We start from the raw sequence: 13,784 nt of genomic DNA on the forward strand, positions 1-13,784 counted from the left end.
ACGTCTGGAGTCCCCTTATGGTCAAGACACTGCACGCCCGCCTCGTCGCCTACCTGCCCAACGGCGGCAGGCTCGGCAACCTGCCCGCACCGCTCTCATGGGACACGAGCATCGTCAACAACGACCTCGGAGCACTCAAGGTCGTCTACAGCCGTCGTACCGTCGGCGGCGGAATCCTGAAACGCGGCCTCGAACAGGGGCTCGAGATCGGGCTCGAGGTCAGTGACGGCGGAACATGGAGCGAACCCTACAACTGCCGCTACCTGCTCATAGGCCGCTCCCGCAACGCCGAAGACGTGTCGGACACGGTGACGCTCACCTGCCAGAGCATGGGCTGGCTGGCCAACAAGATTCTGAACAACGACACCGCGCATCTGATAGCGGACGGCGACAACAAGGGCAAGCGCGCGTTCCTGTCGAAGAACCCCGGCACCATCATCAGAACGATTCTCGATGAGAACAAGGCCCGCAAGGGTGCCGGCCTCGTTTTGGCCCCCGGTTTCGACACCGGCAAGGACGCGGCTGGCGCGAACTGGAAGAGCGTGTACACGCTCTACTACTCGTTGGGCACGAGCCTGAACAGCATGCTTTCGAGCATGGTGGGCGGCGGTGCCATCGACTGGCGCACCGAGGGCCGCACCCTCAGAATCTGGAACGCCGACAGCACCAGTCTCAGCCGTGACCTGTCGGGCCGCGTGCACATCAGCATGGCGCACGACATACTCGAGGCACCCGAAGAGGAAAGCATCGAAGACCTCTCCAGCGATATCCTCGTGGAGGGTGACAACGGGCTAATCTTCCGCGAGTCGAATCCGGCGGCACCCACGCCGTGGGGTGGCTGGGAATCCTATGTCTCTCAGGGTGGAGTCTCGGACGAGGCCACCGCCAAGGCGTTCATGCAGACCACATTGGCCAGCGCGGCCCGTGTGCGCGGCCAGTACACCCGCTCGCTGCTCGTCACCAACGCCGAATCATTGCCGTTGGTGGACTACCGGCCCGGCGACTGGATCACCGCGCCCACAGTCCAGCACGGCGAGAAGGTGCGAATCCAACAGGTCACCGTTTCGCTTGACTCCAACGGGCTCAAGGCCAGCATCACGCTCAACGACAAGGTATACGACTCGCAGGTGCGAGCCGCGAAGAAGATCGCCGGCATCACCGGCGGCGCGCAACTGGCCGGCAGCGAGGGCGGGCGTCCCGCCCCCGAGAAGGACCATCGTGTGCCGAATGCTCCGACTGGTCTGGTGGTGCAGACCGACGCCTATATCTCCTCCCGTGGTACGGCTTTGGGTCTGGCTACCCTGCAGTGGGCCGCGGTCTCTCAGGCGACGGATGACACCGCCATCGACATTTCGGGCTACCGCGTGGAGTATCGCAAGAACCTTGCCGGTGCGCCGTGGGTTTCCGGTGGCGTGACTGACGCGCAGCGGCTCACGTTGGGCATCGGCGGGCTCGAATGCGGGCAACGCTATGAGTTCCGGGTCAGGGCCGTGCCAACGTATTCAGACAAATTGGGCGACTGGTCGAACGTGGTCGTGGCTTTGGTGGCGTCGGACGTGACGCCGCCGAGCATCCCGTCCAAGCCGATACTCACCTCGAAATTGGGTGTGGTGGACGTGCAGTGGGACGGCAGGAACAATGCCGGCGGCGGCATGGAGCTGGACTTCGACCACGTGGAGGTCGGCATCAGCGACTCCAACGGGAACTGGAAATACCGGGATAGCGTGGCGCGTGACGGGCATTGCGTCGTCACCGGATTGGAGTATCGCGCCTACTGGTTCGCTTTGCGTTCGGTCGATCATTCGGGCAACAAGTCGGATTGGGGTGTGGGCGCGTCGATCACGGTCGCCAGCGCGGTGTCCCAGACCGACCTGGACAGGCTCGACAAGGATCTGCGGGACAACAAGACCGCCATCGACAACGCGAACAGGGAATTGTCCCAAGCCAAGCAGGATATCGCCGGCAATACGACGGCGATAGGCAACGCGAACAGGGAATTGGCTACGGCGAAGTCCGACCTGACGCAGGCGAAGCAGGACATCGCCAACAACACGACGGCCATCGGCAACGCGAACAAGCAGATCACGTCGAACAAGACGGCCATCGATAACGCGAACAGGGAACTGGACGCGGCTCAGGGCGACATCGCGCAGGCGAAGAAGGACATCACGCAGGCCAAGTCGGACGCGGCCAACGCGAAAAACGAAGCGGGCAAGGCCAGCGCGGCCATCGAGTCGGCGAAGTCCGACATCGCGAACGCCGCGTCGAAGGCCCAGTCCGCGTTGGACAAGGCCAATTCCGTGGGCAAGAGCCTCGACGGCCTGCACAACGTGTACGAGGGGCCCGACGACCCGACCACGCTTTCCGGCGTGACCGTGCGTCAGGGTGATTTCTGGTACAAAACCCAAAAATACTGGACGCGCTGGTCCGGCGCTGCGAACGACAGCACGTCCCTGCTGGCCGACTTCTATACGGGTTGGGAGGGCGAGCCGAACAACAGCGCGAGCTGGCTCGTGCCGTTGTCCAGCCGTTTCATCGGCGTGTACGTCTTCGACGGTTCGCGGTGGAACGAGCGCAACATCGTGGCCGCGAACATTCTCGCTTCCGGCAGCGTGGTCGCCTCCAACATGGCGGCGAACAGCATCACGACGGAGAAGCTGGTGGCCGGCGCGATCACCACGGACAAGCTGGCGGCGAACGCGATAGTCGCCGGCAAGATAGCCTCCGGTGCCATCACCACGGACAAGCTGGCCGCTTTGGCGGTTACCGCCGACAAACTCGCCGCCAACTCGGTGGTGGCGGGCAAGCTCGCGGCCAACAGCGTGGACGCGGGCAACATCGTCGCCGGCGCGGTGACCGTGGACAAGCTGGCCGCCAACTCGGTGGACGCGAGCAAGATCGTGGCCGGAGCCATTTCGACGGACAAGCTGGCCGCGTTGGCGGTGACCGCCGACAAGCTCGCCGCGAACAGCGTAGTGGCGGGCAAGATCGCCGCGAACGCGGTCAACGCGGGCAACATCGTCTCGGGGGCCATCACCACCGAGAAACTGGCCGCATTGTCCGTGACCGTGGACAAGCTCGCCGCCAACAGCGTGAACGCGTCGAAGATAGTCAGCCAGTCGATCACGGGCGACGAGATCGCGTCGAACACGATAGTCGCGCGCAACATCGCCGCCCAGTCCATCACCTCGGACAAGGTGGCGGCGGGCCAGTTCGTCGGCTACGTGTTCACCGGCAGTATCTTCCAATCCAGCACTGCGGATAACACGGGTTGGAAGCTCAAGGGCAACGCGCTGGACATGTGGGACTCGAAGCGGAACCATACCGTGCATCTGGACGGCGAGGGCGCGAACAACCTGCTGACCGGCACGTTCCAGACGAGCCTCACCGGCTGTCGAGTCGTAATATCACCGACGTTCCGACAGTCGACGATCAACAGCGATGAAAAGACCGAAGGCTCAGGCATCGAATTCAGGCACGGGCGCGACGGTCACGACGCCTACATCGCGTCGGAATCCCGGACCAACTATAAGGGCGAGGTCTCCGCCATCGTAATCAACGGAGGCCGGTTGAACGACACCGATCCGGGGTCGTTCATGCGTGTGGGCGAATACAAGGCTACGGACAACGCCACCAAAACCGGCGAAGTCTTCCTAGCCGCTTACCGTGATTATTCCAAAGGCAGCAAGAGCGGTAAAGCGCAACTGTTATTGCAGGCCGACCCGACGTCCAAATACCATACATCAGCCGAACTCTCAGCGAGGGACCCGAACGGCAGTGTCGGCGTGGAGGCGGACATCAACTCCGGGTATCTGTACCTCGGCGGGTTCCTCGGCCTGTTTGGCGCGGGGCGCGGAACGTTCAGGACGGCCTATTTTCGTAACGGGATAATGAGCGGCGAAGGGTGGCTGACGCAGACGTACACGTATGCCTCCCCGGCCAAATACGGCTTATACCATGCGCATGTCTCCGCCGACGCAATGGGGTCGGTCATGGTCGGTTCGAACAATGATTCGGCGAGCGGCTGCGGCCTGTGGGCGCGTGGCGTCGGCAACGGCGTCAACATCCCATACGGCACTCAGCTACTCGCCATCCTGGCCGAACAGTAGGAGGTGCCAATGGAAACGGAAATCAACGGCGACGTGTTGACCGTGACCGGTGACGACGGGACGGGTCATCTCATCCCGTTGGACGCGATCGCCTCGTGGGGCGAGCTCCTCGGCTGCGACACGGACATGGAAGCGGTCGCGGCGATCATACGGGTCCGGACGAACAGGTCAGACCCGGGCGTCATCGACCCGGCCACCGGACGCAACGCTTGGACCAGCGCCTACGAGCAGTTGGAGCATGACGCGCTCGTCGACCTGAATCAGGTGCGCGCCGCATCACTGCACCGCGCGTTCACGCCCACCGGGGCGCTGGCCGCCGACGGGCGTGCGGAGACCCGCCGGCTGTTGGGCTTGGATGCCACGACCATAGTGGACTCGTACGAGGCGGACGCGGCTCTCGCCGCCGCGCGGGCGTTGGACGAACCGAACGCCGGCGAGCCGGTGGAGCCGTCGATACGGTTGCCCGCCGGCGTGGACGCCACGAGCCTCGCCACCCTGCTCGCCGAACACGCGACGGAAATCGACCGGGCGCGAACCAGATTTCTGAACGACGTCACACCAACCATCACCGATAGGAGATAACCAATGACAGACACAACCGAAAGCCTCGTGCAGGCGGACATCAACGACGTGCTCGACAACATGAGCGCCCGTAACGCCACCCTGACCCGCGAACTCGCCATCAGCCAAGCACAGGCAACCGCACTGCAACGCAGGGTCAAGGAGCTCGAGGCCAAGCAGGCCGAAAACAAGTAATCAGCCAAACCATTTTCCCGAAAGCCACCCCACGGGGTGGCTTTTCTCATACCCGAAAACAGAAAGGGGCCGGAATGACGTATCTGCGCAACCTCACGTATCCGAGAATGATGCTCGGCAACCCCAACAACAGCACGGTCTCCATGATCGCCGGCAACCAGAAGGGCGTCACCATAACCGCCCAGGAAGGCCGACAGGACTGCTTCACCCAAATGTGGTTCAACACGCCACGGGACACGAGCCTCGTGTTCCAGACGGACATCTGGAACGTGGTCGGAGACCAGTCCACCGTGCGCAACGGCTACGTCCTCATCGCCGAGATAGACCCCTGGAATTCACTGTGCTCCGCCGCGTCTGCAGGCAGAACATCCCTCAAGTTCACGCCGACCAGAGACTTCATTATCCGGCTCGCCTGCCCCGATTCGGGCAGCGCCAACTTCACACAGCCCCTGCTCATGACGGAAGCCGACTGGAACCAGATGCGCGCACTCGGCGAAGGCTACTTCGACGGCGACCTCATGCCATTAACCAATGGGGGGGGGTGTAACAATCCTCATCCCGTTCATGCCGCCCACCCTGATCATTGGGGGTTGGCCGCATGACGCTGATAACCAACCATTACCCCAACCCGTTGTTCAACTCGCGTGGGGCATTGCCCTCCCCGAGTGGCGGTTCCGGCACCATAACCTGCATCGACGCGCAGCGGCAACTGCGACTGCAGTCGACCGACGCTGGAGGCGTGCAGGCGGCACAGGCGTTGACCGGACTGCCGGCATCGACGCGCATGGTGTTCCAGTTCTCCTACTGGACGTCCGACAAGTCGCTGCGCAACGGATGCCTGTGCATCATCGGCCGCAACGCCTCCGGCTGGACGGAGCTGGCCCGTGGCGGCAACCCGCAGTCCAATGGCGTCCACGACACGGTGACGATCGAGTTCACCACCCCGCAGGATGCCAATGGAACCCAGATCGTGTTCGACAGTCCCCTGAAAACGGGCGCGGTGACGGTGTTCGACCGGCCCACGCTCATGACCAAAACCGACTGGGACTGGTGGCAGAGGAACAATCACGGCAGGCTGCTCTCCGGCGATCTCATGCCACTCAGCTGACCGCTCCCCGATTGGCGGTGGCGGCATGACCTACATCACCAACCTGTACACCGACCCCTCATGCCGCAGGAACTTAAGCACGTGGTCCAACGGCAGTGGCGTGAATGTCGAGCACATCGACGGGCACTTCCGCTACACGAATACTGGCAACAATAGCTGGTCGATAATCGACTGGTATAGCTGGCGTGAATTGATGAGACTGGGCCGTGTCGTGGTCATCGCCTACACGGCCACCAGCGGGCTGAGCGTGGCAGTGGAGAGCGGCATGACACTCGTCTCCGGCACGACCCCATCGGGTGCCGCATGGACGGCGGCGAAGATCAACAGGGACGGCAACCGCAGCATCTACTGCCGTGGCAGTGGCAGTTTGACGTTGGAGGCCATGGCCGTGTACGAGGGCGACGATTGGCCGACCGTCCAACAACTCCTCCCCCGGTTCCCGTGGTTCGACGGAGGCTCGATGCCCCTCCGGAACAATTAGCGAAAGGAAAGAAGGTCATGACCTAGATGACCGAGACGATACCCGTATGGGCAACGATCCTGGTCTCCGTGATCACCACGTGCGGCGGCACGGTCGCCGGATGGATACTGCGCCGCATCGACCAGGCGGGCAAACCGGACCCGGCCCTGTCGCAGAGACTCGATCAGGTGGACGCGAGCCTGACCCAGCTCGACCAGCGTCTCGACCCACTGCAGGATGGGGTGAAAACCATGCTCCTGTGCAAATTGGAGCAGATGCAGCGTGAGATGGTCGACGCTGGCGGTATCGCCGACAACGACCTCAAAACCCGCGCCGAAGGCGTCTACGCCACCTACCACGCGCTTGGTGGCAACGGGCACGGCACCCAAGTCAATCAGGACATACAGGACGCGCCGATAGCCCCGAGAAAACCACAGGCTTAGCCCCCGCCGACCCCGACGGGGGCTATTTCATGCCCACCCCACACATAGGAAGGAAAACGAATGGGCAGATTCAAAAACAGAAGCAAGCCGCTGCAGGCCCTCATCGCGGCACTGTTCGCCGTGCTGCTCGCGTGCACGCCGGCGATCGCGATGGCCGACATGGTCGGCATCGACGTGTCCGGCTGGCAGGGCTCGAACGTGACCTGCACCGCCAGCTACGACTTCGCCGTAGTCAAGGTGTCCCAGGGCGTAGGCTTCGAGAACTCCAGTTGGCGCACGCAGGCCAAGTGCGTGACAGACCGGGGCAAGAGCCTCGGCCTGTACCACTACGCCGGCGGCAACAACGCCGAGGCCGAGGCCGACTACTTCGTCGGCCGGGCGCGCGACTACATCGGCAGGGCCGTGCTCGTGCTCGACTGGGAGTCCTATCAGAACGCCCAGTGGGGCAATTCCGACTGGGTTCGCCGGTTCGTCCAGCGCGTGCACACGCTCACCGGCGTATGGCCGATGGTGTACGTGCAGGCCAGCGCGCTGGGCCAGATACCCGGCGACGTGCGCGCCAACTGCGGCCTGTGGGTCGCCCAGTACGCCAGCAACGCGCCCACCGGCTACCAGAGCCGACCGTGGAACTACGCGGTCTACGGCGAGGCCATGCGCCAGTACACCTCCAACGGCTGGATCAGCGGCTACAACGGGCCGCTCGACCTCAACTACTTCAGAGGCGACGCAAGCCAGTGGCAGGCCTACGCCAACCCCGCCGACGCAGCCAAGCCCGCAACCCCGCCGCAGACCGAGAAGCCGCCGACCCAGACCATCGACCTACAGGCACTCGCGACCGCCACCATCCGTGGCGACTACGGCAACGGCCAGCAGCGGCGCGACGCGCTCGGCGCGAACTACGACAAGGTCATGGCGATCGTCAACCAGCGCCTCGCCGGCACCGCGACCGTAGCGCCGCAGCAGGCCGCGCAGGCCAACACGACCCGCGTGGCCGTCCGCTCCGGCGACACCATGAGCGGCATCGCCTCGCGCACCGGCCTGTGGCCGCTGTCCAAGTGGAGCGTGCCCAGCGGCAACCTCAACCTGATCTACCCCGGTCAGGTCGTCACCTACAACGGCGGCGGCAGCGTCGCCACCGGCAGCAACGCCCCACCGTCCCGTACCGTGACCGTCCGCGCAGGCGACACCCTCAGCGGCATCGCGGCACGGCTCGGCATCGGCTACACGCAGCTCACCGGCTATCGCAGCGGCAACCCCAACGTGATCTACCCCGGCGAAGTGCTGCGCTACTGATAACCCGACCTACCTAGGAACCCTGCACCCGACACCGGGCGAGGTTCCTAGGTTCCAAATCACAGAATCGAGGACAATATGACCGACGAAAACACCGAACTGAAGACCGCCGGCAGCAGCCGACCGTGCCCGATTGGCTGCTGCCGAACCGAGCCTATGACGTGCTCAAATGGCTCGCGCTGATCGTGCTGCCGGCCATCGGCGTGCTCGTGCAGACCCTCGGCCCCGTATGGGGCTGGACATGGGCCGATCAGGCCGCGACGACCATCAACGCCGTCGCCCTGGCCATCGGCGTCGTCATCGGCGCAAGCACCCTCAAGGCCAAGGCATCCAAAACCGAATAACCATAAAAACACCGCCCCTCCATCCGGCATAACGCTGGACGGAGGGGCGGTTTTCACGTTTTGGGAGTAGCTTTCCGAGGCTCATTTTTTGCCCACATTTTGCCCACATTATTCCGGGAAACCGAGGGAATACGAGGGAATCACCGGGAATAGAAAAAGCCGCTCAGCCCTACTCTCGCAAGGCAAAACGGCTATTTTCCACAGTCTAGCGAAGGTGCCTCCGGTGGGACTCGAACCCACAAGCCGAAGCGATCGATTTTAAGTCGACTGCGTATACCATTTCGCCACGGAGGCCAACTTTTCTATTATAAGCTATCTCCTGCCCTGAGCGTTGCTTGCGGGTTGCTGCACTTCGTGCAGCCGTCGCGGCATAGCCGCTCCCTTCGCCTACAAACCGCCCAGTGTGCTGTTTGTAGCAGCCGGTAGCGATAGCGTCGCCGGCGTCGCATATAAAGCAAACAGCCCAGTGGGCTGTTTGCTGAACGACTCAGCCCACTGGGGGTACTTACCACTTACGCTATTGAGCCAGCAACCGGCGACCATAATCGAGCACAATGCCGTCCAGCAGCCCGTGCTCGCTGGCGACGAACGAATCGATGGCTTCACCATGATCGGCCTTGGCGGCTTCGCTGACACGCGCCAGCACACGGCTCCACACCACAGCGCCGCCGCCGACCACATCGATACGGCCGGGGTGGATGGTCTTGTATTCGCGGCGCTCGGCGCGCGTCATCCTAAGGAACTTGTCGTCCACGGCATAGGCGTCTTCAAAGCTCAACCGATGCCCGTCGACCACGGTGTGATCGTATTCCTTCAATCCCATGGCCAAGGCGGTCATCGTGGTCACCGTGCCGGACACGCCGATGATGGTACGGGCCTTGCCTGCGTCCACGGTGCGGAAGGCCTCATCGATATGTTCATCGACGTCCGCAACGGCCTCATCGATCTGTGTCTGGGTCGGCGGATCGTTGGTCAGATGACGTTCGGTCATGCGCACGGAACCGATGTTCATGGAAAACGCGCCCTGAACCTGGGTAGTGGGCGCACTGACGCCGTCGCCACCGATGACCAGCTCGGTGGACCCGCCGCCGAGGTCAACCACCAGATAGGGGGCGGGCAGATCGTCGCGATTGACCACGGAAGTGGCGCCGAGGAAGCTCAGGTCGGCTTCTTCAGTGCCGGGAATGACTTCGGGGCGCACGCCGAGGATACGTTCGATCTCATCCTCGAACTCCTCACGGTTTTCCGCGTCACGAGTGGCGGAGGTGGCAACGAAACGCAGACCGTCGATGGGATGCTCGGCAATCACACCGGCGAATTCCCGAGCGGCCACATAGGCGCGTTCCAACGCTTCGTCGGCAAAACGATGGGTCTTGTCCACATCCTGACCAAGGCGGATCACACGCAGGATGCGCGGCACCACCTCATGCATGCCATCGGCATCGACACGTGCGATCTTCAGTCGAATGGAGTTCGTGCCGCAATCAATGCCGGCGACGGTTACGGATTCCTTGCTCATTGCCTTCTCCTCGTATCCCTTAGTGCGTATGAATGGGCTGTTCGCGGTGGCTCATCTGTTGATCAATCGTCCAGTGTGCAACGGCAGACGGTCGGATCGAACTCGTCTTTGACACGTTCCAGCACCAAATCGCCAATGGGGTTGGCACCCGGTCCCATAACCAGGGATTGGGCCAGCAGAGCGTGCAGGCACTTGACGCGCACTGGCATGCCGCCGGCCGAAATGCCTTCAATATGCTTCTCACTGTCGCCAAGACGTCCTGCCAGTTCGTGGCGGAATGCCAGATACAGATTATGGGCCTGCTCATATGCGGCCTTGAGCTCCTCATCAGCGGCCAGCATATCGTTGTATTGCTGCATCACGCCGGCGGCCTCGACATGGGAGGCAGCCTTGACGGCTTCCGGACCGGTCAGATAGCACGTGGTGGGGAAAGGGATTCCGCCGGGCAACACCGGGCGGGTGATTACGGCAAGTGGCCTACCGCAGACGCATCGCGCTCCCACGGCGACCATGCCGCGCGGGTATCGGCCGAGCTGACGCTGCACCAGGTCGATGTCATGGTCGTTGGCGGGCTCGGCAAGCATGGTGTCGACAAGGGCCTTGGCCTTGGCGGCGATATCGATGGTCACTGTTGGGTTCCCTCCCCTGTGTTCTGTTGGGTGTTCTGATCGGATGGGGTGTTCTGGTCTGACTTATCGGACTGCTTGGATGAGTCGTTGGATGACGAGTCAGAGGAACCGGAAGTATCGGATTTGCCGGACTCGCTATCGTTCACAGGCTCATCGGCCTTTTTGAGCGAGTAAGACAGTTCGCTGTACCATGGCAGGACTTTTTTGTTGCTGCTACTGGAATCTTCCGTTTTCTGGGATTCGCTATCGGATCCGGTCACGGCTTCGGGATGCAGCACACGCACGGCCTGTTCTCCCGGGAACACGAAGCCGAGTCGTTCGCGGGCCTGTGCGGTGATGTACGCTTTGTCATCCCAACGCTTGATGTCGTTCTCCAACTCCTGCTTTTGGGCGATCAGCGAGGCCTCCTCGCGCTTGAGACCGTTGAGTTCGGCCAGATTCAGGGCATAGGTGTGGAAGGTGGAGACCAGCTGGATGGTGCCGAGTGCGATGATGAACAGGGAGACGAAGAACGCTATGGGCCCCGCTGACCTTTTTCTCCTGACTTGTGCTTTGCCGGTTTTGCCAGGTTTGCCGGTACGGGACGACTTGCTCATGTCACATGAAAATACCCGCCGCATTCGACTTGACGAACACGACGGGTATCGAGCTTCAGTGGAAACTCACGCCTTTACGGGCGTTTCAGCTCACTTGGCCAGGTACTTCTTGCAGGCCTTGAAAGCGGTGTAGCCGGCGTACTGAGCGGTGGAGCCGAGCTCCTCCTCGATCTCGAGCAGGCGGTTGTACTTGGCAACGCGCTCGCCACGGGCCGGGGCACCGGTCTTGATCTGGCGGGTGTTCTTAGCAACAGCCAGGTCGGAGATGGTGGTGTCCGGGGTCTCGCCGGAGCGGTGGGAAACCATGGAAGTGTAGCCGTTGGCGGTGGCCAGCTCGATGGCGTCGAGGGTCTCGGTGACGGAACCGATCTGGTTCAGCTTGACCAGCAGGGAGTTGGCGGCGCCGAGGTCGATGGCCTTCTGCAGACGGGCCGGGTTGGTGACCAGCAGGTCGTCGCCGACGAACTGCAGACGATCGCCGAGGCGGGCGGTGATGGCAGCCCAGTCTTCCCAGCCTTCCTCGTTGAACGGGTCCTCGATGGAGACGATCGGGTACTCGTTGATGAGGTTCTCGTAGTAGTCGAGCATGTAGGCGGAGTCGCGCTCCTCACCGTCGAAGCGGTACTTGCCGGTCTCCTTGTTGTAGAACTCGGAGGAGGCGACATCCAGGCAGATGCCGATCTGCTTGCCGGGCTCGTAGCCGGCGGCGGAGATGGCGTCCATGATGTACTTGAGGGAGTCCTCGTTGGACTTCATCTTCGGAGCGAAGCCGCCCTCGTCGCCGAGGCCGGTGTTCAGGCCTTCCTTCTTCAGGACGTTCTTCAGGGTGTGGTAGACCTCAACGCCAGCGCGCAGAGCCTCGGAGTAGGTGTCGAAGCCGTACGGGGAGATCATGTACTCCTGAATGTCGGTGGCGAAGTCAGCGTGAGCGCCACCGTTCATGATGTTCATGTTCGGGACCGGCAGGATGTGTCCGTTGGTGCCGCCGATGTAGCGGTACAGCGGCAGGCCGGCGGACTCGGCGGAAGCGTACAGAGCAGCCAGGGAGACGCCCAGGATGGCGTTGGCGCCCAGCTTGCCCTTGTTCGGGGTGCCGTCGAGCTCGATCATCAGGTCGTCCAGAGCGCGCTGGTCAGCAGCGTCCATGCCGATGACCTTCGGAGCGATGACCTCGTTCACGGCCTTGACCGCGTTAAGAACACCCTTGCCGCCGTAGACGGACTTGTCGCCATCGCGACGCTCCCAAGCCTCAGCTTCACCGGTGGAGGCGCCGGACGGAACCAGACCCTTGCCCTGAGCGCCGTCTTCGGTCTCCAGGTAGACCTCAACGGTCGGGTTGCCACGGGAATCCAGAATCTGACGCGCGTACACGCTTTCAATTACTGCCACAACTACTCCTTAAAACGGTTGTGTATCTTGAATGACATTCTTAAGAGTAGTGCGATTTGTGGACGTTGTGAACAACACGCCCAAAATTTAGTGTTAGCGCTCACAATGCCAGTGTGCCGCCTGATTGCAAGGCAGTACGGACGAAATCGCTCAGTCGATGTCCTTGCCATTGAGGTAGTCGATTTCACTGTCGGACAATTTCAGTTCGCCGGCTTTGAACGAGTCCTGAATCTCCTGCGGGTTTCTGGCCGAGGGAATCGTGAACAGATATTGGTATTGCGCAAGTTCCCACGCGAGCGTGACGCGCTGGTAGGAGCAGTCGTGGGACTTCGCGACTTCGCGGAACCGGTCGAACAGATGCCCGTTGAACGGGTCAAGGAATCCCCCGAGCGGCGACCAGCAGACGAAAGCCAAACCGAGTTTTTCGCAGGTTTCCAACGTGTGTTCGGGGTCGCGGTGGACCGGGGAGAACTGGTTCTGGACGGCCACGAGACGATCGCCCAAAATGTTGTGGGCGGTTTCGATGTCTGTGTTGTCGATTCTGGAGATACCGACCGCTTTGGCCACACCTTCGTCCACGAGCTGCTTGAGTGCGCCCATCTGGTCTTCGTACGGCACCTGCGGATCGTTGCAGTGCGAGTAGAGCAGATCGAGCGTATCGACACCGAGGCGGCGGGCTGATTCCTTGGCATTGGCGATCATGGTTTCAGGTCGGGCGTCGGCCTGCCAGCCGTAGTTGCCGTTGCCGTCAAGCGTACGCAGCCAGCCGGTTTTGGTGGCCACGAGCACCTGATCTTTGGGGCCATGCCACGAGTGCAGAGCATCACGGACCAGATATTCGCCATAGCCCATATCCTCCGGTTCGCCGGTGCCGGGCGCGCTGGGCAGATAATAGGACCAAGCCGTGTCCAAATAACGGACTCCGGCATCGAGCGCGGCATGGATGGTCTCGATTGCCTGATCACGGTTAGAGGGGCGCCCCTCGATGGCGAGCGCCATCGTGCCCATGCCGAGGCGGGGAATCTCATAGCCGGCAAGTGTTGCCGTGGTCGCGCTCTGGTTCGTACGGTTCGTAGTCGTTTCGCTCATAGCAGTCACTTAATCCCGCTCGCTGGACAGCCGGAACGATTCCGTCTGT

The 13,784-nt window shown here is 62.2% G+C and carries 14 protein-coding genes and 1 tRNA gene; 9 read left to right on the plus strand and 6 right to left on the minus strand.

Features of this window, described 5'->3' with window-relative positions; genetic code table 11:
* The first annotated feature begins 17 nt into the window (after window positions 1-17).
* From BLIJ_RS09490 to BLIJ_RS09525, 9 genes are all read left to right on the plus strand, one after another.
* The gene (locus BLIJ_RS09490) at window positions 18-4,109 is read left to right on the plus strand and encodes a hypothetical protein (protein ID WP_014485044.1); all 4,092 of its coding nucleotides are present in this window, start codon (window positions 18-20) and stop codon (window positions 4,107-4,109) included.
* 9 nt (window positions 4,110-4,118) lie between these two features.
* The gene (locus BLIJ_RS09495; protein WP_012577881.1) at window positions 4,119-4,691 is read left to right on the plus strand and encodes a hypothetical protein; all 573 of its coding nucleotides are present in this window, start codon (window positions 4,119-4,121) and stop codon (window positions 4,689-4,691) included.
* Window positions 4,692-4,694: 3 nt separating this feature from the next.
* Window positions 4,695-4,865, plus strand: a complete 171-nt coding sequence (locus BLIJ_RS14805) for a hypothetical protein (protein WP_012577882.1) — start codon at window positions 4,695-4,697, stop codon at window positions 4,863-4,865.
* A 74-nt stretch (window positions 4,866-4,939) separates the two neighbouring features.
* Entirely contained in the window at window positions 4,940-5,467 is a 528-nt protein-coding gene (locus BLIJ_RS09500) for a hypothetical protein (protein ID WP_014485045.1), read from the plus strand.
* On the plus strand, window positions 5,464-5,973 hold the full coding sequence (locus tag BLIJ_RS09505) for a hypothetical protein (RefSeq protein WP_012577885.1): 510 nt from the start codon (window positions 5,464-5,466) through the stop codon (window positions 5,971-5,973). The genes BLIJ_RS09500 and BLIJ_RS09505 overlap by 4 nt, the downstream gene beginning before the upstream one ends.
* 25 nt (window positions 5,974-5,998) lie before the next feature.
* Window positions 5,999-6,454: a hypothetical protein gene (locus tag BLIJ_RS09510; RefSeq protein WP_012577886.1), complete on the plus strand. Its 456-nt coding sequence runs from the start codon at window positions 5,999-6,001 to the stop codon at window positions 6,452-6,454.
* A gap of 26 nt (window positions 6,455-6,480) precedes the next feature.
* Window positions 6,481-6,876, plus strand: coding sequence for a hypothetical protein (locus tag BLIJ_RS09515; RefSeq protein ID WP_012577887.1), 396 nt, complete (start codon window positions 6,481-6,483; stop codon window positions 6,874-6,876).
* Window positions 6,877-6,936: 60 nt separating this feature from the next.
* Window positions 6,937-8,169, plus strand: coding sequence for a GH25 family lysozyme (locus BLIJ_RS09520; RefSeq protein WP_012578122.1), 1,233 nt, complete (start codon window positions 6,937-6,939; stop codon window positions 8,167-8,169).
* 125 nt (window positions 8,170-8,294) lie between these two features.
* The gene (locus BLIJ_RS09525; RefSeq protein ID WP_012578123.1) at window positions 8,295-8,513 is read left to right on the plus strand and encodes a phage holin; all 219 of its coding nucleotides are present in this window, start codon (window positions 8,295-8,297) and stop codon (window positions 8,511-8,513) included.
* 215 nt (window positions 8,514-8,728) lie between these two features.
* On the opposite strand, the gene BLIJ_RS09530 is transcribed toward BLIJ_RS09525, so the two are convergent.
* From BLIJ_RS09530 to BLIJ_RS09555, 6 genes are all read right to left on the minus strand, one after another.
* Window positions 8,729-8,807 (minus strand) — tRNA-Leu (locus tag BLIJ_RS09530).
* A 223-nt stretch (window positions 8,808-9,030) separates the two neighbouring features.
* Window positions 9,031-10,032: a Ppx/GppA phosphatase family protein gene (locus tag BLIJ_RS09535; RefSeq protein WP_012578124.1), complete on the minus strand. Its 1,002-nt coding sequence runs from the start codon at window positions 10,030-10,032 to the stop codon at window positions 9,031-9,033.
* A gap of 62 nt (window positions 10,033-10,094) precedes the next feature.
* Window positions 10,095-10,661 carry a DUF501 domain-containing protein gene (locus BLIJ_RS09540; RefSeq protein WP_012578125.1) on the minus strand — a complete coding sequence of 189 codons (567 nt, stop codon included), beginning with the start codon at window positions 10,659-10,661 and terminating at the stop codon, window positions 10,095-10,097.
* Window positions 10,658-11,257, minus strand: coding sequence for an FtsB family cell division protein (locus BLIJ_RS09545; protein WP_014485046.1), 600 nt, complete (start codon window positions 11,255-11,257; stop codon window positions 10,658-10,660). The genes BLIJ_RS09540 and BLIJ_RS09545 overlap by 4 nt, the downstream gene beginning before the upstream one ends.
* Before the next feature lie 90 nt (window positions 11,258-11,347).
* Window positions 11,348-12,646, minus strand: coding sequence for a phosphopyruvate hydratase (eno, locus tag BLIJ_RS09550; RefSeq protein ID WP_012578127.1), 1,299 nt, complete (start codon window positions 12,644-12,646; stop codon window positions 11,348-11,350).
* Window positions 12,647-12,796: 150 nt separating this feature from the next.
* Window positions 12,797-13,735 carry an aldo/keto reductase gene (locus BLIJ_RS09555; RefSeq protein ID WP_012578128.1) on the minus strand — a complete coding sequence of 313 codons (939 nt, stop codon included), beginning with the start codon at window positions 13,733-13,735 and terminating at the stop codon, window positions 12,797-12,799.
* Window positions 13,736-13,784: the final 49 nt, after the last annotated feature.

The organism is Bifidobacterium longum subsp. infantis ATCC 15697 = JCM 1222 = DSM 20088 (assembly GCF_000269965.1).
Classification (GTDB): domain Bacteria; phylum Actinomycetota; class Actinomycetes; order Actinomycetales; family Bifidobacteriaceae; genus Bifidobacterium; species Bifidobacterium infantis.

What these genes read in the sequence shown, in the direction of transcription:
- BLIJ_RS09490 (WP_014485044.1), top strand. Translation starts at nt 18, where the DNA reads ATGGTCAAGACACTGCACGCCCGCCTCGTCGCCTACCTGCCCAACGGC.
- BLIJ_RS09495 (WP_012577881.1), top strand. Translation starts at nt 4,119, where the DNA reads ATGGAAACGGAAATCAACGGCGACGTGTTGACCGTGACCGGTGACGAC.
- BLIJ_RS14805 (WP_012577882.1), top strand. Translation starts at nt 4,695, where the DNA reads ATGACAGACACAACCGAAAGCCTCGTGCAGGCGGACATCAACGACGTG.
- BLIJ_RS09500 (WP_014485045.1), top strand. Translation starts at nt 4,940, where the DNA reads ATGACGTATCTGCGCAACCTCACGTATCCGAGAATGATGCTCGGCAAC.
- BLIJ_RS09505 (WP_012577885.1), top strand. Translation starts at nt 5,464, where the DNA reads ATGACGCTGATAACCAACCATTACCCCAACCCGTTGTTCAACTCGCGT.
- BLIJ_RS09510 (WP_012577886.1), top strand. Translation starts at nt 5,999, where the DNA reads ATGACCTACATCACCAACCTGTACACCGACCCCTCATGCCGCAGGAAC.
- BLIJ_RS09515 (WP_012577887.1), top strand. Translation starts at nt 6,481, where the DNA reads ATGACCGAGACGATACCCGTATGGGCAACGATCCTGGTCTCCGTGATC.
- BLIJ_RS09520 (WP_012578122.1), top strand. Translation starts at nt 6,937, where the DNA reads ATGGGCAGATTCAAAAACAGAAGCAAGCCGCTGCAGGCCCTCATCGCG.
- BLIJ_RS09535 (WP_012578124.1), bottom strand. Translation starts at nt 10,032, where the DNA reads ATGAGCAAGGAATCCGTAACCGTCGCCGGCATTGATTGCGGCACGAAC.
- BLIJ_RS09545 (WP_014485046.1), bottom strand. Translation starts at nt 11,257, where the DNA reads ATGAGCAAGTCGTCCCGTACCGGCAAACCTGGCAAAACCGGCAAAGCA.
- BLIJ_RS09555 (WP_012578128.1), bottom strand. Translation starts at nt 13,735, where the DNA reads ATGAGCGAAACGACTACGAACCGTACGAACCAGAGCGCGACCACGGCA.